The sequence below is a fragment of the Thermoplasmata archaeon genome, from assembly GCA_038874435.1.
Lineage (GTDB): Archaea > Thermoplasmatota > Thermoplasmata > Lutacidiplasmatales > SKW197 > SKW197.
In genome coordinates, this window is sequence record JAVZCK010000001.1 from 89,675 (window position 1) to 111,067 (window position 21,393).

Annotated in this window: 19 protein-coding genes and 1 tRNA gene; 13 read left to right on the forward strand and 7 right to left on the reverse strand. The window is 43.0% G+C overall.

What is annotated here, in order from left to right; genetic code table 11:
- Positions 1-54: 54 nt before the first annotated feature.
- Together QXD64_00415 and QXD64_00420 are read left to right on the forward strand one after the other, a co-directional pair.
- A complete protein-coding gene (locus QXD64_00415) occupies positions 55-2,622 on the forward strand; it encodes a DUF2791 family P-loop domain-containing protein (GenBank protein ID MEM3395780.1) in 2,568 nt (855 codons plus the stop codon).
- 36 nt (positions 2,623-2,658) lie between these two features.
- Positions 2,659-4,146 (forward strand): hypothetical protein, encoded by a 1,488-nt coding sequence (locus tag QXD64_00420; protein ID MEM3395781.1) that lies wholly within the window; start codon positions 2,659-2,661, stop codon positions 4,144-4,146.
- Here QXD64_00420 and QXD64_00425 read toward each other — a convergent pair whose 3' ends face one another.
- Entirely contained in the window at positions 4,147-5,049 is a 903-nt protein-coding gene (locus QXD64_00425) for a rhomboid family intramembrane serine protease (protein MEM3395782.1), read from the reverse strand.
- Positions 5,046-6,695, reverse strand: coding sequence for an acyl--CoA ligase (locus tag QXD64_00430; GenBank protein ID MEM3395783.1), 1,650 nt, complete (start codon positions 6,693-6,695; stop codon positions 5,046-5,048). The genes QXD64_00425 and QXD64_00430 overlap by 4 nt, the downstream gene beginning before the upstream one ends.
- Before the next feature lie 155 nt (positions 6,696-6,850).
- Between QXD64_00430 and trxA the strand changes: the two genes are divergently transcribed.
- Positions 6,851-7,267: a thioredoxin gene (trxA, locus tag QXD64_00435; protein ID MEM3395784.1), complete on the forward strand. Its 417-nt coding sequence runs from the start codon at positions 6,851-6,853 to the stop codon at positions 7,265-7,267.
- Here trxA and QXD64_00440 read toward each other — a convergent pair whose 3' ends face one another.
- The gene (locus QXD64_00440) at positions 7,268-8,287 is read right to left on the reverse strand and encodes an L-threonylcarbamoyladenylate synthase (GenBank protein MEM3395785.1); all 1,020 of its coding nucleotides are present in this window, start codon (positions 8,285-8,287) and stop codon (positions 7,268-7,270) included.
- 1 nt (position 8,288) lies between these two features.
- Complete coding sequence (locus QXD64_00445) at positions 8,289-9,146, reverse strand: isoaspartyl peptidase/L-asparaginase (GenBank protein ID MEM3395786.1); 858 nt, start codon at positions 9,144-9,146, stop codon at positions 8,289-8,291.
- A gap of 207 nt (positions 9,147-9,353) precedes the next feature.
- Between QXD64_00445 and QXD64_00450 the strand changes: the two genes are divergently transcribed.
- A tRNA-Trp gene (locus QXD64_00450) sits at positions 9,354-9,521 on the forward strand.
- Positions 9,522-9,610: 89 nt separating this feature from the next.
- Entirely contained in the window at positions 9,611-10,018 is a 408-nt protein-coding gene (locus QXD64_00455) for a hypothetical protein (GenBank protein MEM3395787.1), read from the forward strand.
- Here QXD64_00455 and QXD64_00460 read toward each other — a convergent pair whose 3' ends face one another.
- Positions 10,019-10,846 (reverse strand): MBL fold metallo-hydrolase, encoded by an 828-nt coding sequence (locus QXD64_00460; protein MEM3395788.1) that lies wholly within the window; start codon positions 10,844-10,846, stop codon positions 10,019-10,021.
- A gap of 112 nt (positions 10,847-10,958) precedes the next feature.
- Here QXD64_00460 and QXD64_00465 point away from each other — a divergent pair, with 112 nt between their 5' ends.
- The 8 genes from QXD64_00465 (at position 10,959) to QXD64_00500 (ending at position 19,648) form a co-directional block, all read left to right on the forward strand.
- Positions 10,959-11,477, forward strand: coding sequence for an ADP-ribosylation factor-like protein (locus tag QXD64_00465; GenBank protein ID MEM3395789.1), 519 nt, complete (start codon positions 10,959-10,961; stop codon positions 11,475-11,477).
- Positions 11,450-12,475, forward strand: a complete 1,026-nt coding sequence (locus QXD64_00470) for a hypothetical protein (GenBank protein ID MEM3395790.1) — start codon at positions 11,450-11,452, stop codon at positions 12,473-12,475. Before QXD64_00465 ends, QXD64_00470 begins: the two co-directional genes overlap by 28 nt.
- A gap of 59 nt (positions 12,476-12,534) precedes the next feature.
- Positions 12,535-12,906 carry a hypothetical protein gene (locus QXD64_00475; protein MEM3395791.1) on the forward strand — a complete coding sequence of 124 codons (372 nt, stop codon included), beginning with the start codon at positions 12,535-12,537 and terminating at the stop codon, positions 12,904-12,906.
- Positions 12,907-13,010: 104 nt separating this feature from the next.
- Positions 13,011-14,840 (forward strand): M14 family metallopeptidase, encoded by a 1,830-nt coding sequence (locus QXD64_00480; protein MEM3395792.1) that lies wholly within the window; start codon positions 13,011-13,013, stop codon positions 14,838-14,840.
- Positions 14,841-14,901: 61 nt separating this feature from the next.
- On the forward strand, positions 14,902-15,828 hold the full coding sequence (locus QXD64_00485; protein MEM3395793.1) for a hypothetical protein: 927 nt from the start codon (positions 14,902-14,904) through the stop codon (positions 15,826-15,828).
- A 37-nt stretch (positions 15,829-15,865) separates the two neighbouring features.
- The gene (locus QXD64_00490) at positions 15,866-18,646 is read left to right on the forward strand and encodes a tetratricopeptide repeat protein (protein ID MEM3395794.1); all 2,781 of its coding nucleotides are present in this window, start codon (positions 15,866-15,868) and stop codon (positions 18,644-18,646) included.
- Entirely contained in the window at positions 18,591-19,223 is a 633-nt protein-coding gene (locus tag QXD64_00495; protein ID MEM3395795.1) for a DUF531 family protein, read from the forward strand. Before QXD64_00490 ends, QXD64_00495 begins: the two co-directional genes overlap by 56 nt.
- Positions 19,224-19,225: 2 nt before the next feature.
- A complete protein-coding gene (locus QXD64_00500; protein MEM3395796.1) occupies positions 19,226-19,648 on the forward strand; it encodes a Mov34/MPN/PAD-1 family protein in 423 nt (140 codons plus the stop codon).
- 13 nt (positions 19,649-19,661) lie between these two features.
- Here the strand turns inward: QXD64_00500 and QXD64_00505 are convergent, their stop codons facing one another.
- Both QXD64_00505 and QXD64_00510 read right to left on the reverse strand, forming a co-directional pair.
- A complete protein-coding gene (locus tag QXD64_00505) occupies positions 19,662-20,681 on the reverse strand; it encodes a hypothetical protein (protein ID MEM3395797.1) in 1,020 nt (339 codons plus the stop codon).
- Between the two features lie 139 nt (positions 20,682-20,820).
- Entirely contained in the window at positions 20,821-21,240 is a 420-nt protein-coding gene (locus QXD64_00510; protein ID MEM3395798.1) for a M48 family metallopeptidase, read from the reverse strand.
- Positions 21,241-21,393: the final 153 nt, after the last annotated feature.

A 21,393-nucleotide genomic window follows, 5' to 3' on the forward strand; every position in this document is an offset into this window, starting at 1 on the left:
ATAATAAAGGTTATGTGTGCGAAGATTTTTTACTGTGAAGGATATTATCTACATATGAAACCCAGATTTGTGGGGAGGGAAAGGGAACTCACCCAGGTTTCTGTGGCCATTGAACAGGCGAGACAGGGAAAGGGGAGAATGTTTTTTATCACTGGTGAAGCTGGCATCGGAAAAACAAGGTTTCTTGAGGAGATTTCTAATGTAGCCAGAGAAAAGGGCATAAATGTATTTGCCAGTGCATGCATAGGTGAAAATGCAGTGCCATATCTTCCTCTTGAAGATGCACTGAGAGCTAGGGTTGGGGGTGAAGAGACAGAGGTCATCCCACTTGGCTTAACTCCAGCAACACTTGGCTTGCCTCAGGTATCAGAAAATGAGTATGCATCTGGAAAAACACGCATTCTTGAGAAATATCTTCGTAGGATTGAGGAAATAACGAGTAAAAATCCTGCAGTTCTACTGCTAGACGATTTGCAATGGGCAGACACAGGCACTTTGAGTTTTCTTCATTATCTATCAAGGTGCATTTCTGAAATGCGGTTAGTTTGTCTGTGCGCCTTTCTGGATGCACATGGTGAGCAAAACGAGACAATGAAAACCGTTCAGAATATCAACATCGAGAGAAATTGCACTCTAATACATCTGGGACCTCTTCCGATAGATGCAGTGGGCAAGATTTTGACGGATATGCTTGGCACATGGAAAATTTCGGAGCGATGCCTTGCTGAGGTTTACGACAGATGTGGAGGAAACCCGCTTTACGCAGAGGAACTCTGCAAGGTAATCGTGGAACAGAACCTTTTCGATCCAGAAAAACATGATTTTAAAGCACCAATTACTCAGTCCGAGATACCTGAGACGGTCAGAAGCATGGTCTCATTTCGTATAATGAAACTGGGAGAAGAAGCCCAAAAGGTTTTAAAAACCGCTGCAGTCATAGGAAGGGTGTTTGAATATTCTCTCTTGGAAAGATTGTCGGATGTAAAAAACGAGGCACTTCTTGAAACCCTTGAGAAATTAATCATTGAAGATTTTTTGAGAGAAGAACCAGGTGGAGAAGAAAAATATAGATTTTCCCAAAACCTGATGTACGAAGTTGTTTATTCGGAAATCTCTACACCTAGGAAAAGGTTGCTCCACAAAAGAACTGCGGAACTTCTTGAGAGTAGATACGGTAGCTCTCCTAAAATTTCTCCTGAAATTGGGCGTCATTACATGGAAGCAGGTGTTTTTGATAGAGCCGCCAAATATTATTATGCTGCAGCAGAATATAGTTTCAAGCAGTATACACTTGAAGAATGCATAAATTATGCGAAAATCGCTGATGACTGCGTTAAAAAAATTGATAATGCAGATGCCTGGAAGGGGTTGAGATACCAACTGCTAGTGACCCTGGGTAAAGCTTATACACTCCTTTCAAAATTTGATGATGCGGTTATTGCATTTGAAGAAGCAGTGGGATTTGCGAACGACAGCAACGGAGTGGCTGAGGTAAAAATGCTGCTCTGTGAACCACATCTCGGAAAGGGAAATGCAGACAAAGCAATGGAAATTGCAAATGAAGTGCAGAAACTTGTAGAAACACTAGAAGACAAGAAGCTCCTTGTGAAATCCCTCCTAAGTGTAGGCTGGGTCTATGAGAGAATGGGAAGTTATGTTGAGGCAGTTCTGAATTATGAAAAGGCCACTGTGATCGCCCAGGAATTAAACGATGAAAAACTATTAGGTGATGTGTATCACAGATTTGGAACTGCACTCATTTTCAAGTCAGATCTTGAAAAAGCGAAGGCCTATCTGGAAAAAGCGCTTGAGATTCGAAAGAAATATGGTGAAAAGGAATTGATAGCGGGGACATACAACAACCTAGCGATTGCTGTAGACTATCTTGGCGATATCGATGCATCTCTCGAATATTACATCCAGTCAAAGAAAATTTACGAGGAAATTGGAGATGTTAGGGGTGTTGGAACCCTTTACAATAATATTGGTGGGATTTATTTGATAAAGGGAGAAATGGAAAAAGCAATGGATTTTTACAACAAGTATTTCCAAATTGCAATGAAAATTGGAGACCTTGAGTCAATGTCCATTGCATGCTCTAACATTGCATGGATTTATGCAGATGAGAAGAAATATGATGGCGCACTTGAGTATTTGTATAGAACTATAGAACTTGCAGAAAAGACAAAAAACAAAGATATGCTTGCCCTTGGATTCTGTTACCTTGCGGAAGCCCTTGCAGCAAAGGGAAAGATTGAGGAGGCAATGAAAACAGCAAAAAAAGCAAGAGAGGTTGCCATTCAGACGGGGAGCGGTGAACTGGAAGGCCAAGTTGAAAGTACCTATGGAACGATTTACAAATTTTCGGGAGATTTTGATAAAGCGGAAGAGTATTTTAAGCGAGCTATAGGAATCTTTGCAAATCTGACAATGCCTCAAAATGTCAATTCTAACAGAGTCTATCTGGGAGAGGTGTATTTATTACAAGGTAGAAATTTAGAAGCAATAGAAATTTTAAGTGAAGCAAAAAAATATTACGAGAAAATTGCTGCTAAACGAATGCTAGAACGAATTGAGAATTTTTTGAAACAATCTAAAAATAACGCACATTCTCAGGTTTAGAAAACCTCATAAACCTGCTGGCCTTACCTCTCAACCATGTTTGAAGACTACGAAGAACTTGCCAGAAGGTTTACATACGAGGTTGAAATGGAAGTTTACTTGAATGCTGCAGGACTAAGAAGTGTGGTGAACACAGCTCAGATTTATGAAAGATATGCGCCGTTGTTTTCAGAGCAGAGAGTTCGCACATTCAAGAATGCCTCCCAGAATTACATCGGCGAGGAGAAGGAACGTGCTAGACGTCTCTACATGTTCGCATGTGAAAATTATCTAGAAAATGCAGTCAAAGTCCAGAGGGATGTATTGCTCACAAAAGAGGCAACACTGGAGGTGGAGGCAGACGGTGAGAAATACCCATTCAGATTTCTTGATACAAAAATTCAAAATGAGGAGAATCGTGTGAGAAGAAAAAAATTATACAATGTGGAGCTGGCAGGAATAAAAGAGATGCAACCGCTGCACATTGCAATAATGAAGACATTGCATGAAAAAGCAGTTGAACTCGGCTACAAGGACTATTACGAACTTTACAAAGAATTGAAACAGGTTGATTTTATCCAGTTAAGCGAACTTCTTAACGCGTTTCTCTCTGCCACGGATAAGATTTATGTGGAGGCAATGAACCGCTGGCTTGAGAAATATTCTCTTTCACTTGATGAACTAGAGAAGCACGACATTGCCTTTGTGTTTGCAGGCACTGAGTTTGATAAGTGGTTTCCTGCGGAAAATACGATGAATGCGATTGCTGAAGCAACTGCAGCAATGGGTATGGACATAACAAAACTGAATGGCAAGGAACGAAATGTGATAATTGATCTTGAACAGCGTCCCACGAAATCTCCTAGAGCATTTGTATCTGCAGTTGACCCTCCATTTGAAATCTACATGGTGGTGATGCCTCAGGGCGGCGTATCTGACTATCTCTCGGTGTTTCACGAGTCAGGACATGCACTGCATTATGCCTTTGTGGTCCCGACACTTCCCTTCGTTTACAAGAAAATTGGCGAATCCTCTGTGTCAGAGACCTATGCATTTCTGTTTGAATATCTGCTCACCAACCCTCTGTTCGTAGATAAGAAATTAAATGGTGAAGTACTCAAGGAATATATACAGTATCAAATGCTGTACAAACTCTATTTGGTTCGTCGTTACATTGGGAAACTTAACTATGAGCTTCAGCTTCACAGAGCTAAAGACATTGAGAGCATGGCAGCAGTGTATAAGCAGGAGATGGAGAAGGCACTTCATTTCCCGCATCCGGAAGAGATATTCCTTTCGGACATTGACCATGGCTTCTACTCTGCAGATTACCTCCGTGCCTGGATTTTTGAGCCAATGCTAAGAAAGAAACTAGAGGACCTTTACGGTGAGAGATGGTTTGAAAAGGAAGATGCTGGAAGATACCTCCGTGCCCTGTGGTCTATCGGAGAGAAGCATAGCGTTGAAGAATTAGCCAGAAACATCAACATGGAGGAGTTGAATCCAAAATATCTCGAAGAGGAGATGAAACAGGGGTTGGAGTAATTATTTCCACACCCTCATTGTATTCCCACAACTACAAACAAAATCCGGCTTTCTATAGTGCATTGTTTTTCCACATTTCTGGCACTTTGTGTGATTTGCAAAATGTTGCAGCCAGGCCTCAGCAACTTCCTGGATTTCCGCCTTTCGCAAATTTTCCAGTGCCTTTTTTTGCTCGGCGCTGACCACAAGGCCTGCGAGTTTTTCAAGGTCGGGCATAATCTCTGTGTTTATCTGTTTCCACTTTGTCCCAGAAAAAAACATCGCCACAAAAACACCCGCAACAAATCCTCCCACATGGGCAAGGTGGGCAACTCCATCACTCATGCCAGTGAGCGAAAAGAAGCTCAGCATTGTTTCAATCAGGAAAAAGAAGAGAATTGCAATCCATGCCTTTACACGCATCAAAAAGATTGGCCCAAGGAACATTGGAATTTCTGCCTTCGGATGTCTTATTAGCATCGCACCAAGGATGCCGCTCACGGCACCAGAGGCACCGATCGCATAGCTCAATCTTCCAAAATTAAACAATGTATCAAAGAGCACTGCAAAAACCATTGCGATAAAATACACCACACCCAATTTTTTAAAACCCTCTCGTTCCTCAAAAGCCACCCCAACAAAAAAGAGCACAAGCATGTTGCCTAGAATGTGGTAAATACTTCCATGAAGGAAGGCATGAGTGAAGACCTGATAAAACCAAGTTAGAGAGAGTTTATACTGTGGAAAAGCAAGGGCAAAAACCATTTCCTCATACCACTCAGGCATAAACCTTGCAGAGAAAATCTGAAGCACAAATACAAGGAGATTTGCGAGAATTAGAGCGAGAGCCAGATTAGCTTTTTTAAGAAACGAATAAATGAGAGGAAGAAAAATTGAGGCAAAAAAGAGGAAAAAAACAATCATTTCTTTCGCTTTGCCAGTTCCATTTTTCGCAACTCAGCCCTTTTTATTTTTCCGCTCACTGTCTTTGGCAGTTCTTTCACAAATTCAATTTCTCTGGGATACTTATATGGCGCGGTGACCTTTTTCACATGCTCCTGCAACTCTTTTACAAGGGCTTCTGATGGCTCGTAGCCTGGCTTCAAAATCACAAACGCTTTGACAATCTGGCCCCGCATTTCATCAGGCACACCTATCACTGCTGACTCTGCAACCGCAGGATGCTCCTGGAGGGCACTTTCAACCTCAAACGGACCAATTCTGTATCCGCTAGATTTTATCACATCATCAGCTCTGCCCACAAACCAGAAGTAGCCATCACTGTCTTTGTAGGCCTTGTCGCCAGTGTAATACCAATCCCCTCTAAAGCATGACTGGGTTTTTTCCTCGTCTTTCCAGTAGCCCTTGAAAATGCCAGGTGGATGAACTGGCTTCACCTTAACTGCAATGTTGCCTTCCTCACCAACAGGCAAAATATTGCCATCGTCATCTACAACCTCTATAACATGCCCTGGTGTTGGCTTTCCCATTGACCCATACTTTATTGGCATGCAGCGGAAGTTTGAGAGCAATGCAACGCTCTCGCTTTGACCATAGTAGTCATAGATGTCCAGTCCTGTGGCATCCTTCCAGACCTTGATAACCTCCGGATTCAATGGCTCGCCTGCACTCACACAGTGTCTCAAACTCTTTAAATCGTAATTTTTCAAGTCCTCAAGAATTATCATTCTGAATGCCGTTGGAGGTGCGCAGAACACTGTTGGTCCAAACTTCTCAATAATTTTCAGCACAGTTGCACCTGAAAACTTGCCTTTGTGATTGTGCTGCATCACAGTTGCACCCACAATAAACTGGCCAAAGAGCTTGCCCCAGGCGGTCTTAGCCCAGCCAGTGTCTGCAATCACCCAGATTATGTCTTCTGGCTTCAAATCCTGGCAGTATTTTGCAGTCACTGTATGCCCTATTGCATAGGCCTGGGTATGGAGGACCATCTTCGGATAGGATTCTGTGCCCGATGTGAAATAAATCAGCATCGGGTCTTCTGTCTTCGTCTCTTCAACCTTGCTTCTATCAAGATTTGGTGAGAGTTCTGGGTATTCTTTGTCCCAAGCGACCCAGTTCTCTTCCGCGACTCCGATTCCAATCACTTTCTTGAGAGTTGGGCATTTATGCTGGATTTCCTTAATCTTAGGCGCATTTTCTTTATCCGTGACAACATACTGTGCCTCTGACTTTGTTATTCTGTATTCAAGGTCATGAGCGGTAGATAGGGTGGGTGTGGGAATCACAATAATCCCAAGCTTTATTGCTCCAATAACTACATAATACCATTCAGGTATCTGAGGAAGAATGATGAGAATTTTTTCTCCCTTCTTCGCTCCTATCTTTAACAGCAAGTTCGCAAATTTGTTCGTCTCTCTGTTGAGTTCCCAGTATGTCAGCTTGTGGGCATCCGTGCCTTCGTTGTTCACTGTAATCAAAGCCAGCTTATTTCTGTCAGTGGTTGCACGCTTCTCAATCACGTCAAATCCAAAGTTGTATTTTTCTGGCAGTTGCCATTTGAATGCCGCATACTCCTTGTTATAATCTTTCATGTTTGGCTCAATCATGTAAAGCACCTCAACAATGGGAGAAGGAGATGGTATATTTAATTAGCGGTGAAAAATGTTCGTGCTTAGCCCATCATTGCCTCCTTCCCAATCTATATATATCGGTTTTGCATATTGATGTATAAACCGATAGACAAAATGGAAAGGTGGTAAAAATGCATGCAGAAGAAGATGAACTTGAGGCGATAAGGCAGAAAAAAATTGCAGAGATGATGGAAAACACGAGTAAGGCAAAAGAACCAGTAAAATCCGAACCAATCGAACTTACTGACGCTGAATTTCTCAGTTTCATCAAGAAACACCCAAATGTGATCGTGGATTTCTGGGCGTCATGGTGCGGACCTTGCAGGGCGTTTGCACCTGTATTTCACAGAGCTGCAAAGGAGTATGCTGGCCAAATCGTGTTTGGAAAGCTGAATGTGGATGAAAATCCCGTGACTCCTGAAAAATTTGGAGTCAGTGGAATCCCTACAATTCTCGCATTCAAGAATGGGAAGCTAGTTGAGAGATTTGTGGGTGCAATGCCCTATCCGATGCTTCAGCGTGCGTTGAAACAGGTTTATGGCGTCTAATCACTTTACAATCTTACTGGCACACTTCCGAAGACGGTTCATAATCGCAAGTCCAATTCCTTCCTCATCCACACCTTCCACAACCACAACTTCGTAACCTTTTTTATCCACATCTCTGAGCAACCTAAACAGATTTCTTGCATATTCTTCTTTTGAGCCATGGGAACCAACAAACACATCCTGAGAAGAAATATTTCTATTTCTAAAGAGAATGAGGCAGGTTTTCCTGTTTTTCTGCACTTCTTCAAACACCTTAAAGAGTTTTTCCGATGCAGAATTTTCTACAAGCACCACTGTTGCCGCAGGAGAGTAATGTCTGTACTTCATGCCAGGTGCCAGCGCCTTCTCAAACTCTATTTCTGCCCTTGCCACGGGGTGCACTTCTATTTCTCCTAGAACTTCTCTGAGCATCTCAGGGGTTATTCCACCAGGGCGAAGAAGAATCGGCACACCATCTAGATTTCCCACAACAGTGGATTCAAGTCCGATTTTCGTGCTTCCTCCGTCTATAATTGCCTCAATCTTTCCATAAAAATCTGCAATCACATGCTCTGCCTTTGTGGGGCTCACCTTTCCTGAAATGTTGGCACTTGGTGCAGCAATTGCACCCGCAAACTCAATTAGTTTTTTAGCCACAGGATGAGAGGGCATTCTCACAGCAACAGTGTCAAGATTTGCAGTGACAGAATATGGGATTTCCCTGCTCTTTGGAAGCACCATTGTCAGCGGTCCAGGCCAGAATTTTTCTGCGAGTTTCCATGCCTTTTCTGGCATTTCAGAGACAACTCCATCAAGATGGGAAAGGTCTGAAATGTGAACAATCACTGGATTATCTGGAGGTCTCCCCTTCACCTCAAAAATTTTTCTCACAGCAGCATCTGAGAATGCGTTTGCACCGAGCCCATAAACGGTTTCGGTAGGAAAGCCAACAAGCCCACCATTCTTTAAAATCTCGGCACACTCTTTAATTTTCCAGGTTGCTGGCCTTGACGAAGAGACCCTGTAGATTTTAGTTTCCATGCTACTCCTCAACAATCACCCAGTGTGCCATGTCTCTGTTGCTTGCCACACCCACACCTTTCTTTGAGACCGCAATTATGCCCACAGAAATTTCATTTGGAAAGAGTGAGATGCCCCATTCACATGCCTTCTGGGGAGCCATGCCTCTTGCAATCTTGTCATACACGGACTTGCAAAGCACTCGTTTTATAATTTCTTCACCAATGCCTGTGGTTGTGACTGCACCGTGCTTCCCTGCATAAAGCCCAGAACCAATTTGCGGAGAATCTCCAACTCTACCAGGTAGCATTATGCTTGTCCCTCCTGTGGAACTGCCAGCAGCAAAGTAGCCGGTTTCATCCATTGCCACCGCACCGACTGTGCCTGTTAGGCCAGGATAAACAAATTTCTTCCATTTCTCAGCCCATGGAGGCAAATCACCTGTCTTCAATTTTTCCTTCACCTCAGCCAATCTCTTCCTTGCCTTTTCTGTCATCGGGTCGTAGTCTGGAAAACCCTTCATTCTCGCAAATTCAACCGCACCATCGCCCACCAGCAGCACATGGGGTGTCTCCATCACGCATCTTGCCACTCTGATCGGGTTCTTTACCCTCTTTATCGCAGCCACACCTCCTGCCTGCATCCTGGAATCCATCAGAGCAGCGTCCATTTCAATTTCGCCATTCAGCTTTGCATAAGAACCAGTACCAGCATTGAAACGCTCATCATCCTCCAGCACCACAATTGCTTCTACCACAGCATCCAGTGCATTACCCTTGTTTCGCAAAACCTCCATCCCTTTCTCAGCCGCCTTCTGCGTGCCATCTGAATATTCTTTGCCAGCACCAGCACCGCCATGTGTGATGACGACCCTTGTCATAGTATCACAACGAGGTGTATGATAAAGAATTAAATAATACTTATTATTTGGCATACCAACAGCATTACTTGCAAATGCAACTGAGGTATTACGATGAAAAGAAGTTCAAGAGCATGGAAGAAAAGAGGCCAGATGCGCTGGAAATGGCAGAAAAAAAGGATGCGAAGAAGAAAGAGGGCAATGAAGCTCAGAACACAGTAATCACAAGGGAGTATGGGGTAACCAGGTATCCTAACGGGCTCCAGTTAGGGGATGATAGCATACGGGTATACTGACTCCAGAATGATGAGTAACTGGAGCATAGACCCGAAAAGAGGTTGAAAACAACCTCGAAGATACCCGTTGATCTGGGTTCGAATCCCAGTGCTCCCACCAATTTTTTTGTGTTTCCTCGTTTTCATTTCTGATAATTGGGTAGATGAGTTTAAAACTCAAGGGAGAGATTGAGTTTTGGGGGTGATAAAATGAAAATCTCAACCTTCCTCCTCATTGGAATGCTCCTGTTATCTATTTCATACTTTAGCGCAAGAGAAAATCCAGATGCAAGTGTGTCAGGGAATGTGAAACTTGTGCCAGGAGCACATGCAGTTATCGATACAGATGGGAATTTGAAAATTGATTTTGGGACAGTTATGTCTGGAACAAGAATTGTTTACACGAATGCATTTGGTATTCAGAATCTAAATGAAGTACCAGTGAAAATCTCAAAAATCCAGATTATCACCAATGGAAAGGGGGCCACATTTACCGTGATTCCGTCAGAAAACATCGTGATCTCTCAAAGTGAAACAATGTGGTTTACTGTGTCCATAGAAGTTGGTAATGAAACAGGAATAGTTGTTGGAGGAAAGATAGTACCAGTAATTGCCTAGCTATATTTTCACCACATCGCTCTTTTTTCCCTCAGTGGCACCACGGCGATAAGTACGATGAAGTTCTGGTTTCAATCTGAAGGTCTTCAAGTGTTGCATCACTCTTCTCCTTGCAATTACAAAAGAATTGTTATCCTTGCTAGGTTCGGCGTGGTTTTCACTAAGATGGGCTAGAAATACATGCTTTGTGTTTTGTGTAACAATCATGGAGAGAAGCTCAGAGCACTGAGTGTTAGAAAGATGACCCTTTGAACTTGCAACCCATTCCAAATAGTTCCATTCTTCAGCATATGCTGGGTCTCGCAATTTTCTTCTCACAATGTTTTCCTCGTAGTTCGCCTCAACATGAATGCAATCTGCCCCTTTTACAACTTCCAGCATCTCAGTTGTGTACGTGCCAAGGTCTGTTATGTGGGCATAGGTTGCGTTTCTATCTTTGATAACAAAATTTACTGGCTTGCCTGCAGACCCTTCATCACCATGGGGAACTGGAAACCACAGAATTTCTACATCGCTGAATCTTTCTTCGGGTTCACAAAAATTCCATGGATACTCTCCAAGTTTTTTGACTGCTACTTTCTGTGTGTTAGTTGTTGCGAACACTGGCGTCCCGAATTTTCTCTCGAATGTACCTATGCTTCTTATGTGGTCAATGTGGGCATGGGTCAGGAGAATTGCGTCAATTTCGTTAGTCAGAACTCCAAGTTCTGCAAGCCGTGAGGCAATCACTCGAAAGGGAAGTCCGGCATCGATAAGGATTTTGGTTTTCTCTGTTTCCAAATAAGTTGCATTCCCAGAACTACCGCTGCCAAGCACACAGATACGCATTGAAGGTTGAATGCCATGAAACTATCTAAAAGTTTGGGTGGGCGAACAATTATATAATCACTCGTAATATCCTACTTAGAAATCCTAAATCGGCAGCTTGGAATGTGGATGTATGAAGGCAGCGAATGTTGTGGTGCTTGGAGAAGCGGGTGTCGGAAAAACGGCGTTAATTCAGCGTTTAGTATCAAATGTGTTCACACTTGGCTACCACGCCACAGTGGGTGTTAGAGTGAGTAGGAAAGATTATTTTCCATGCGCAATTTCATTTTATTTCTACGATGTCCAAGGAGTGCATATGCCCGATACACTTCTAGAGACCTACCTTCAAAATGCTGATGCCTACATTCTTTTGTGTGATGCTGCAAGACGGCGAACCTACAGTAGTATGGAATTTTACTGGGCAGAGAAGATAAAGCAGGAGAGGCCAGTGATACTCGTTGAAAATAAAGTTGATATGGTAAAAAATCTTGTAGCTCATGCAAAGTCCCTTTTCAGGTTAGAGCAGAAAATGCGTGCAAAAGGTATAAATGTTTGCTATTCTACAATAACAAGTGCAAAAACGGGCTTTCGTGTGAGCAAAATTCTCCAGAAAGTAGGTGAGGCATGTCTCAGAACATACTCTTACCAGTAGAAACAATTCGAATTTGGCAGCAAATTCTGTTCAAAAAGGAGGGTGAAGGTGGACAGAAGCAGCACTGGTTCCTTGTTGGACGCCTTGTAGGAATGGCTTTAGCGAAGGAGTTGCTTGGAAAGGGTAAGCTAGAAAATTACATTTCGCAGATAGAAGCTGTGTGGAGGGGAAGTGGATATTCTAAAATTCGACTGGAGGTGAGGGAAGATGGCGTTCATGCGTATCTAGCGGAATTGTTCCCAGAGTTTTTCCCTGAACACCCATATGCTGCTGGAACCCTTGCAGGTATAATTGTTTACATTACAGGGCAGCCCTATTCTACATTTGTTACAATCCAGAAGGAGAACATCACCGAGATAATTCTTAAGAAAGGTGATGAGAAGCCGCAAGTGTTAAAGGAAGTAGAGATGGCAAGGAAAACTGTGACTGCAGAGATAAGTCAGGAAAAAGTAGAAGAAGAGGTGGTTGTAGAGGAAGAGACAGAGATGGAGCAGAGTGCATTTGAGGCGTTTGTGGATGAGCAGGGCATCGAAATCGGAAGAGTGAACATCCTTGAAGATAGAGAAAAGGCAAAGGTAATTGTAGCCTCGCTTCAGAGAATTCCCTCCTGCAAAATTTTATACATCACTCAAACCCATCCAAAGCATGTGAAAAAGGACTTGCCTAATTTACATCAGATTATCTGGCTCAAAGAAGAGAGTGCAGAGAAAGGAGAGGGTTACATAGTGGTTTCGCCTTCGAGAATAGAGCATCAACTCGTGCAGATACCCAAAGAGTTCATTCTCGCCCAGAAATCTGAAAATAAGGACCCTGTGATTGTGCTAACTCACATTGAACCCTTCCGCTTCACACTTCAGGATTGGGAAGCAAAGTTCATAAAATACATAACGAAAATCAACAATCTCTGTGCAGACTATGACTGCACAGGCATTCTTCTCATAGAGCCAGAAACACTCTCAAAGAACTTCATTTCTACACTGAAACATGTGCTCGCTTGACCAAGATTTCTCGCATCATGTAAGCAAATTTTATATTCTGTTTTGCCATAAGGGGCATCATGGAGAAGAGGAAGCTAATTTGGTGTAGCGCATGGCTGCTTTCGTTTTTAATAGTCTTTGGAATCTGCATTTTTCTACGGAGTTCCACAATAGCAGGGGTCTTTGTCCTTGTAGGAATAATCATTGCGATTATCGCCCAGATTGTTTTCGGAAGTGCTACATGGGCAAGTACACCGCAGAGCGTAGGTTATAGCAGGGGCACACATCCAGCCATGATTTCAAGTACAATAATGAGGGAGACGGGAAAGGAAAGATACATGCAAGAGGAGAAAAGCACAGAATGGACCTTTGGCTTTGGGCTCACGATAATTGGTTTCCTGCTGTTTCTTGCAGGACTTCTTGCCTCTGTTTACCTGCGATATTTTGTCTGATAGTATTTCCAACAGGTGAGAGGCAATTCACAACAGTTATATACCCTCACACAATTACTTGCATCATGTTGCAAAAAACTCTCCTTCCTTTTCTATGCTTTGTTATGTTACTGGTCTCGGTAGGATTTATCAGCACAACCAGAGCAGTTGGTGAGAGCGAGAGAGTATCAGCTCCCATGCTCTGGGAAAATTACCATTCTTACAATTCTACTAACAGCTTAACCCAGGAACTCTTCAATCTTTCCGCCCAGCACCCTGACATTATGAAGGTAATAAGCATCGGAAAAAGCTGGGAAGGGCGAGACATCTGGGCAGTGAAAATCTCAAAGGATGTAAACATTGAAGACCCAGATAAGCCAGAGATTATTTTTGACTCTAACCATCATGCAAGGGAATGGCTCACCATTGAGCTGGGAATGTTCATTATTCACAAATTTGTTGATGAATACGGCACAAATTCAACGATAAGCGAACTTGTAAACACCACACAGATTTGGGTTATCCCAACGATGAATCCGGATGGTAGGGTTTACGATGGAAACCCTTCTGATGGCATTGACCCTGCATCCAACAACATGTGGCGAAAAAATAAGCGAGATAACAACGGAAATGGCCAGTTTGACGAGAACTACGATGGTGTGGACATAAACAGAAACTATCCGTTCGCCTGGGGTTCTGGCTCAAGCTCAAATCCAAGTGCGGACGATTATCGTGGCCCATATCCCGCCTCTGAGCCAGAAGTTCAGGCCTACATGAACTTTGTAAAGCAACACCACTTCATCGTCGGTGTGTCTTACCATACCTATGGCCAGTACATTCTCTACCCCTGGGGCTATACCTCTGCAAACACACCAGATGAGCAATACTTCAACGCCACCGCCTACAAACTCAAGTCCCTGTTTAGAAACACCGCTGGCTCCACCAGGTCTTGGATAATTGGGCAACCTCCAGATGTGCTTTATTCGGTTGGTGGTTCTACACTGGATTACCTTTATGGAGTGCATCGCACGCTCTCATTTTCACCAGAACTCTACCCCTCTTTCTACGACGCAATCTCCGATGGCTTCCACCCACCAGCTAACAAAATTTATCCTGCCTGCTATGACCAGATTGAGGCTGTGGTTTATCTGGTGGATTCTGTAAAAAATCCATACTACATTTTAAACAACATGGACGATGTTGGAGTGATGAAGATAGAGCCATTCACAAACACCTCTACCTATGAACCAGGTGCTTACAACATCACTGGCTATGTGGAGAACTATGGAAGCCAGAGCCAGAGTAACATCGGTGTAAAAATTACGATTGCGAAAAATGTGAGCGGAAGTGAGACAGTGGTCTATACGGATACTAAGACAATTACAGAGACCCTTATCCAGAACCAGACACATAAATTGAGCTGGAGCTACACATTTACGGAGCAGGGAAATTACACAATCTCGGTTGAGACCCTGAAAGCAGATAACTACAGTGCCAACAACAAAAAGAAAATGGAGATTACGATTAAGTCAAGTGATACAACACCACCTGCGATTGTTCACACTCCCGTTAGTGTTGCAGAACCAGATGCTTTAATTTACATAAATGCGACGATTACCGATGATTTTAGCGGTGTCAAAAATGCGACTGTTTTCTATTCCTATGACAACATCACATTTACTCCCGTACAGATGACTGCCAATGGCTCTGTGTACTCTGCCGTGGTACCAGCACCATCATCAGGGTTTGTTTACTATTACATCGCTGCCTATGATAATGTGTTTAATCTTGGAAAACTGCCCTCAAACGCCCCTGCAAATGTGTTTGTGATAACCGTTAGCCCAGCAAACGAAATTCAGGTTTCGCTTGTGCTTTATGGTCTCCTCATTTGCTTAGCAGCCATTGGAATGCACAGAAACGGAAAAGAGAAACCATCTCGCACTGGGGGAGGTTAGATAACTCCTAGTTCAGCAAAATCCAAAAATGTTATATCTTGCTGTTGCATACCCAGTTCAGATGAACACTGAGATTGAGGAATTGATTATTGAGGTTCTAGAGAATTATGGCTATCATGTGATAAATGTGGCTGAAAAGATTATCCGTGCAGAGCGAAGGAGTGATGAAATTATTGTGACTTATGCACTACCTGATGAAGTGCTGGAGGAGGCGGTCTGGGAGAGGATAACTAGAATCAGAAAAATCGTGGCCAGCACAAAACTTTTCATAAATCTCACACAGTGCCAGGATGTGCCTGAAGAGGTTCTAAGGACATTGAGGGAACAGAGCATTGTCCTTGTGTCAAGGGAAAACTTTGAGAGAGAAATTGGCAGGGTGAAGCTCTCAAAAATTCTTACGAATTATGAAGTAGTTGAGTCATCGGTTGACACTAGTGTTGATTTTTCTCCTGAGGAAAGGTTTTTTGTGCTGAAGGTTGATAGAAATGGAATTGAAAAAGAGGGTGAAAAGGTTTCTGGTTTTAATTATGAACTCAGGTATGTGCCCCATCACCTCTTCACCTACTCATGCGAGATAAAAAGGAATGGAATGGGGACGAAGATAGAAGGGCTTCTTGCGGTGGATGCATTGAACGGACAGATAAAGAAGTGGAGAAAGGTGCCTGGAATTGCGAGCATGCCTGAGTATCCAGGTTCTTTGAAGGCAGTGGTGTTGAGTGCTGAGGAAGCCAAAACACTCTCAATTGAATGGATTTTGCACAACGAATCAAGGGAGATAAGTCCAGTGGAGATGAAAATTGATAACATCATAGTGATTGAAAAGAGGATGGAGCGTCCTGACCCAGAGACGATAGTGCTGAAATATCTTGGAATCTTTCATCTTCCAATATGGTATGTGGAAGGAAGTGCTGGCGTTATGGTTGTGAATGCTGCCGAAGGCACAGTTATAGATATGGAATTTTTTGGATTGGGAAACCAAAATAGATAAATAAAGGAAGAGCGATAAGCCCATTAGAGTGTTTCGGATGAAAATTCCACCCAACTGTGAGTTTGTAGGAAGAGAGAAATACATAGAATACCTCAAACAGAAGTTTGCAGGTGTGGAAAAGAATAGAAGCAAAATGATAGTGGTAATTGGAGACACAGGTGTAGGCAAAACGCGGATTGTAGAGGAATTCTTAAAGAAGGAGGCTAGAGATGCTTTTATCTTGAGAACTGCATGTGTTGCTGGGCTTGCTCTTCCATATTCTTCGTTGAGAAAAGCACTGGAGGGGCAGGGACTTGAGGACTTGCTCAAAATCGTGCAGAACCCAAGAATTGAGGCAATATTTGCTGTAACAAAATCTGGGCTTATGGTTTCAAAATTAGAACGAGAAGAAACAATTGATTCAGATATTTTGGTAGGGATGCTTAACGCAGTTAGTGCGTTTGTGAGAGAATCTCTTTCCTACATCCGCAAATCTGCAGAAATCCGAGAGGATGTGCAGAGCATGCGTTACGGCGCCTTCAACCTTCTCAGTGTCCCAGGAGAACACCTGAATTTAGTTGCCGTGCTCACGGGCAAGGAAAACGAAAACTTGATCTTCGAGATGGACGAAATTCTTAAAAAAATTGAGGGAGAAAATAGGAGCTTGCTCATGAACTGGGATGGCAACATGACCAAAGCTGCGGGACTCACTAAGTATTTTTCAGTGCTCTTGACAGATGGAAGGTACTCAGGAGCTCCGATTGAAACTAACTTTCAAAGGTTGAACCTCTACGAAAATGTTCTTTATGGAATTAAGAGAAAGGCAGGCGGAAAAAAAGTGCTAATTTTTGTCGATGACTTGCAGTGGGTAGATGTTGAAACTCTGGAGTTTCTTAAATTTCTGTTGAGGAGTGCTGGAGAGCTGCCTATTTTCGTGCTTAGTACCTATAATGAGAATGCAAGTAATGTACAAGTTGAGAAGAGAATGCTTGAGCCGCTGGCAAAGGAGGAAAATCTGGAATATTTGAAAATAGAAGGTTTGAATCAAAATGAATTTTCTACATTCTTGGCCAAGGTGCTAGGATATGAACTAGACGATGAAGTTGTTTCTCAACTATTTACACAGACACGTGGTAACCCATTGTTTACGATAGAATTGCTTAAGGAAGTGAAAGATGAGAAGAAAATCGAGGCTGAAATCGCACGTTGGAAGTACGAAAAAAATCTCCCAAAGAGAATTTATGAAATTCTCGAGGAAAGGGTGCAGCGACTACCCCGAGAGGATATAGAGATACTCCAGTGTGGCGCGATAGAGGGCTACGAGTTTTCTCCGGACACGGTATCAAGATTGTTGGAACTCTCAAAACTAAGCGTTCTTAGGAGGTTGAGTGCACTTGAGTCCAGCGGTTTCGTCAGTAAGGTGGATGAAAATCATTATAGGTTTGCTCATCCGATGTTGAGGGACACTCTCTATTCAATCCTTGATGAAGGGCTTAAGAAAGCGTATCATGAGTGCTTGGCTGAAATTTATGAAGCAGAGTATCTCGCAGGGAAACATGAGGCAATTCTGCGAATGGTTGAGCACTATCTATCTGCAGGCATAGCTTCAAAAGTGGAGGAATTTGCAGCAGTTGCTGGTAGGTATGCACTTGCAAATTTCGCGAATGAGAAGGCAGTGGAAGTTCTCAAGCGAGGGCTGGAAATAGCTAGTAGACCCGAAAAGAGAATGGAAATTCTCAGATTACTAATTGAAGCTCTTGAGAGCGATGCAAGATTCGGGGAAGAGATTGCGTTCATTGATAAGATGCTCGAGACCATCAAGGACAGTGAGAATAGCCGGGAAATTGCTTTTGCATGGAAAAAGAGGGCAGAAGCCCACATTGCAATTGGCGAATACACGACAGCACTGAAAGATGTTGAGCATGCTCTTTCTCTTAAGCCTGAGAAAGCACTCACTGGGAGATTGGTGTGTATCCAAGGGTTGGTGCATGAGCGAATGGCAGAACATGCTGAGGCAATAAAGTATTATGAAGAGGCTGTTAGAATTCTGGAAAATACAGATAGTTATGGAGATATTGCCTATGTCCACATGCGTCTCGGCACAGCAAATCATTCTCTTGGGCGAATTGTAGAAGGTGAAAACAATTTGAAGAAAGCACTTGAAATTTATACAAAGATTGAGGATTTGCGGGGCATTTCTGCAACCTCAAACAATTTGGGGGAATTTTACAGAAGTCTGGGGGAGCGGGAACAGGCAAGAGAACATTACCTAAAAGCCCTTGAAATAGACAGGAGAATCGGAGACAGAAGAGGCCTTTCAGTGGTGTACAGCAGCCTTGGAGATATTGCACTGGATTACGAGGAGTATCCTGAGGCAATCAGGAATTACAATGAAAGTTTGAAGCTCTGTAGAAGGATAGACAACAAGTATGGAATTGCCTGGAATATCTGTGGAATTGCTGAAGCACTTGTGAAGACAGGGCAGTTTCAGGGTGTGATGGGAAACCTCACAACAGCATTTGAGATTGCAAATAGGATCAATGCAAGGGATGTGGTTGGCTGGGCATATCGAGTGCATGCAGAGTACGAGGAGGCCACAGGCAATCTGGATGAGGCAAAACTGCTTTATGCAAAAAGCGTGAGAATTTTTGAAGTTGCAGGGATGGAGATAGAGAAGGGCAAAACCCTTTGTGAATATGGAAGGATGCTGGTTGAAAGTGGCACGGAATCTGAAAGAGGAATTGAGCTTTTGATGAGTGCGAGAAGAATTTTCAAGGAAAAAAATGCAAAGAACTATCTTGCTAAGTGCAAGCGGGTGCTTGATAAAGTTGGGATTTGAAAATCTTTATCTTTGTTTGAGGGTTGTGTGTGATGTGCAAGGCAGATTGACGCTCGGGCTTTACAATTCGTATGGAACTAAATTTCATGAGGTGCATAGAAGAGCAGTAACAAGAGCATTGGCACTCTGCACGGGCTTTGATTGTAACCTTGCGCTCTTCGGTTTTCCATTGCCCCCAGAGGCAGAAACTCCGAAGGAAATTTCCGAGTTTCTGGCAGATAAAACTACAATTTCAACGAAGGATGCTTTGATGAAGCTATCTAGTGAGGGCAGGTTCCATCTTTTCCCTTTTCCCGATAGGGGCTTTCCCCCGCAGCTTGGCATGGTTGTGGTGACTACCCAGCACCCTGAGGAAAAAAAAGCAGTGAGTGCAGCGTTCATTGCCAATGCGTTGCTCAATGGAAAATCTGTTTGCCTCGTTTTCGGGCTTGGACACCGAGGTTTAGGGAAGGTTGAGGAGATTGCGGAGTATCATTTCGAAGTAACTGGCAGGAATGTGGGGCTTGAGACCTGCACTGCACTCGGTGCTGTCGTGGGTGTTGTGAGTGCGACGCTCAAGTGCATGCGGAGGGAGTGAAAATGCCAATTTTTGCACCACCAAGGAAAAGGCAGAGAGAGTTCAGAGGAATTGCAATGGAGTTGCTGGAAGCAATTTTTGAAAACGCAAGAAATGCCCATCCGAACGAGTTTGCTGCGTTGCTTCGCCTCGGAAGGACTGGTGTGATAAACCAGTATGTGGTTCTGCCAGGAACAATTTCAAGCAACGAATCTGCAGTTTTCATGCTTCATATGAAGCCAGCGGATTTTTCAATTGTTGGCACAATTCACTCGCATCCAAGCCCTTATCCAATCCCCTCTGCTGCAGACCTTTCTCTGTTTGAGCGTTTCGGCTGGTTCCACATCATTGTGGCTTATCCCTACAACATGCGAAGCTGGAAGGCCTACAATGGGCATGGAGAGGAAATAAAGGTAGAGGTTGTGGAGAGGAAAAGGAGGGAATGAATTTGGACCCTGGCTATGGTCTTCGTTTCCTTCCGTGTGGTACTATTTCTTGAATCGCTTCTTCCATTGATGGGGGATTTATTATCTGTTTTGGGTCTATCGGCATCTCTATAATGTTGTAAATTGTATTGTAAAATGCCTCTCTACCCTTTTGCGTGACCACGATCATGTTGTAATCCTGAAGAATATTCAGCCTATGGTAGAGAGTACTGCGAGAAATTCCAAGTGTTTCTTCTGCATATTTTGAAAGAAGCATTAATGGTATTCCACCAGATGATGCCCGTTCATGCAAGCAACTCAAAACACCCCTAGCAACCTTATCCATTTCCTGTAAATAGCCCCTGTCAATCGTCCAGATTGCCTTGAACATCAATTCTTTTCCAATCTTCTCATTTTTATCCACTAATCTGTAAGCTTCACGGCAGTATTTGAAAAATTCACGAAGATTCGTGAAAGCACGGCGTGCAGCCACATAGACTCCATCATGCTCAAAATTATCGCAGTAACCTGTATTTTTCAATCGCTGACGCAGAAAATTCTCCATTTCGTTTGGGCTTACAGCAAGGTCTATGTATGTTCCTGTGCTGACCTCCTTGCGAAGTTTTAATACATTTTCGCCCCTGTGTGCTCTATCAGTGAGACAAATACAGGTGTACTCATTCTTCGTCAACAAACTATCTATGGCTTCGTATACTCTTGCTGCTTCACTGTCGTCCAGAAAGGCAATGTCATCCACAAGAAGATGCTCAATTTTTGCAGTAGTATCAGGAACAGGCAGTAGTCTGGTATTTTCTCTGCTAATCTTATCCAGAATTTTTCGTCCAGTTGTGTATTCGGCTTTCTCTTCCAGCCATGCTTTGATGATATTCAAGAAACTAGTTTTGCCAACGCCCTTCTCCCCCAGAATAACAATACATTCACCTTCACTGCCGATTCTCTCTTTCACATACTCTAACGAACCCTCTCTGTCTATGAATAAATGGTCTTTGTTTGCGGCATCTATCGGACCTAGGTAAAACGGATTTGGACACATATTATATATTATACTAATCATACTATATATATTTTTTCTTATCAGTTTTATGTGTCCGAACATGTCTGATATGTCCAAATGGTGAACCATGTGATTCCAGATGATTGGGACTCTCCATGTGGAGAATGGTAGAGGAGGGCTAAGAGATACCTTCCTCTCTTCCCAAAATCTGCATCCAGATTTTATTTGATTCAAGTGCAAACCAGTAGGCGAAGAGTTCTTTTTCCAATTCTACAAAGTTTGGAAATTTTTTCCTCAGCATACGAACAAAATTGCTATTGTGCCTTTTTTCTTTCAGGTGCAGGAGTTCGTGGTAAACCAGGTATTCCATTAGCTCTTGAGGGAGTGCAAGCATCTTGAGGTTGAAACTTAGGTTCTTTTTTGTAGAGCAACTTGCCCATTTTGTTTTCTGGCATTTTATGAAGATTTTGTTAGGTTGCACGCCTAACTCTTTTGAAAAAGAGGCTACAATGGGTTTGAGGTTTTTCCTCAGTAATCTCCTGAATTTTTTCCTTGTCTTTTTGACATCGTCCAGTTTTTGAGGCGATGCTTTGCCCATTACAATGCATTTCTTTAAAAGTTCCGGGTGTTGTCTTAAAGCGTTCTCTATTTTGGCGTGCTTTTTTATCAGCCAGTCCCTTCTCGAATCAAGGATTTTTCTTGGATCTTTGATGGTTCTAGGGAGAATGAGATGTAGTATTGGTGTGGAAAA

Coding starts and splice junctions, on each gene's coding strand:
- QXD64_00430 (MEM3395783.1), bottom strand. CDS start 6,695: ATGATTGAGCCAAACATGAAAGATTATAACAAGGAGTATGCGGCATTC.
- QXD64_00480 (MEM3395792.1), top strand. CDS start 13,011: ATGTTACTGGTCTCGGTAGGATTTATCAGCACAACCAGAGCAGTTGGT.
- QXD64_00495 (MEM3395795.1), top strand. CDS start 18,591: ATGCAAAGAACTATCTTGCTAAGTGCAAGCGGGTGCTTGATAAAGTTG.
- QXD64_00455 (MEM3395787.1), top strand. CDS start 9,611: ATGAAAATCTCAACCTTCCTCCTCATTGGAATGCTCCTGTTATCTATT.
- QXD64_00470 (MEM3395790.1), top strand. CDS start 11,450: ATGTCTCAGAACATACTCTTACCAGTAGAAACAATTCGAATTTGGCAG.
- QXD64_00420 (MEM3395781.1), top strand. CDS start 2,659: ATGTTTGAAGACTACGAAGAACTTGCCAGAAGGTTTACATACGAGGTT.
- QXD64_00490 (MEM3395794.1), top strand. CDS start 15,866: ATGAAAATTCCACCCAACTGTGAGTTTGTAGGAAGAGAGAAATACATA.
- QXD64_00505 (MEM3395797.1), bottom strand. CDS start 20,681: ATGTGTCCAAATCCGTTTTACCTAGGTCCGATAGATGCCGCAAACAAA.
- QXD64_00445 (MEM3395786.1), bottom strand. CDS start 9,146: ATGACAAGGGTCGTCATCACACATGGCGGTGCTGGTGCTGGCAAAGAA.
- QXD64_00465 (MEM3395789.1), top strand. CDS start 10,959: ATGAAGGCAGCGAATGTTGTGGTGCTTGGAGAAGCGGGTGTCGGAAAA.
- trxA (MEM3395784.1), top strand. CDS start 6,851: ATGCATGCAGAAGAAGATGAACTTGAGGCGATAAGGCAGAAAAAAATT.
- QXD64_00460 (MEM3395788.1), bottom strand. CDS start 10,846: ATGCGTATCTGTGTGCTTGGCAGCGGTAGTTCTGGGAATGCAACTTAT.
- QXD64_00475 (MEM3395791.1), top strand. CDS start 12,535: ATGGAGAAGAGGAAGCTAATTTGGTGTAGCGCATGGCTGCTTTCGTTT.
- QXD64_00510 (MEM3395798.1), bottom strand. CDS start 21,240: ATGGGCAAAGCATCGCCTCAAAAACTGGACGATGTCAAAAAGACAAGG.
- QXD64_00425 (MEM3395782.1), bottom strand. CDS start 5,049: ATGATTGTTTTTTTCCTCTTTTTTGCCTCAATTTTTCTTCCTCTCATT.
- QXD64_00415 (MEM3395780.1), top strand. CDS start 55: ATGAAACCCAGATTTGTGGGGAGGGAAAGGGAACTCACCCAGGTTTCT.
- QXD64_00500 (MEM3395796.1), top strand. CDS start 19,226: ATGCCAATTTTTGCACCACCAAGGAAAAGGCAGAGAGAGTTCAGAGGA.
- QXD64_00485 (MEM3395793.1), top strand. CDS start 14,902: ATGAACACTGAGATTGAGGAATTGATTATTGAGGTTCTAGAGAATTAT.
- QXD64_00440 (MEM3395785.1), bottom strand. CDS start 8,287: ATGGAAACTAAAATCTACAGGGTCTCTTCGTCAAGGCCAGCAACCTGG.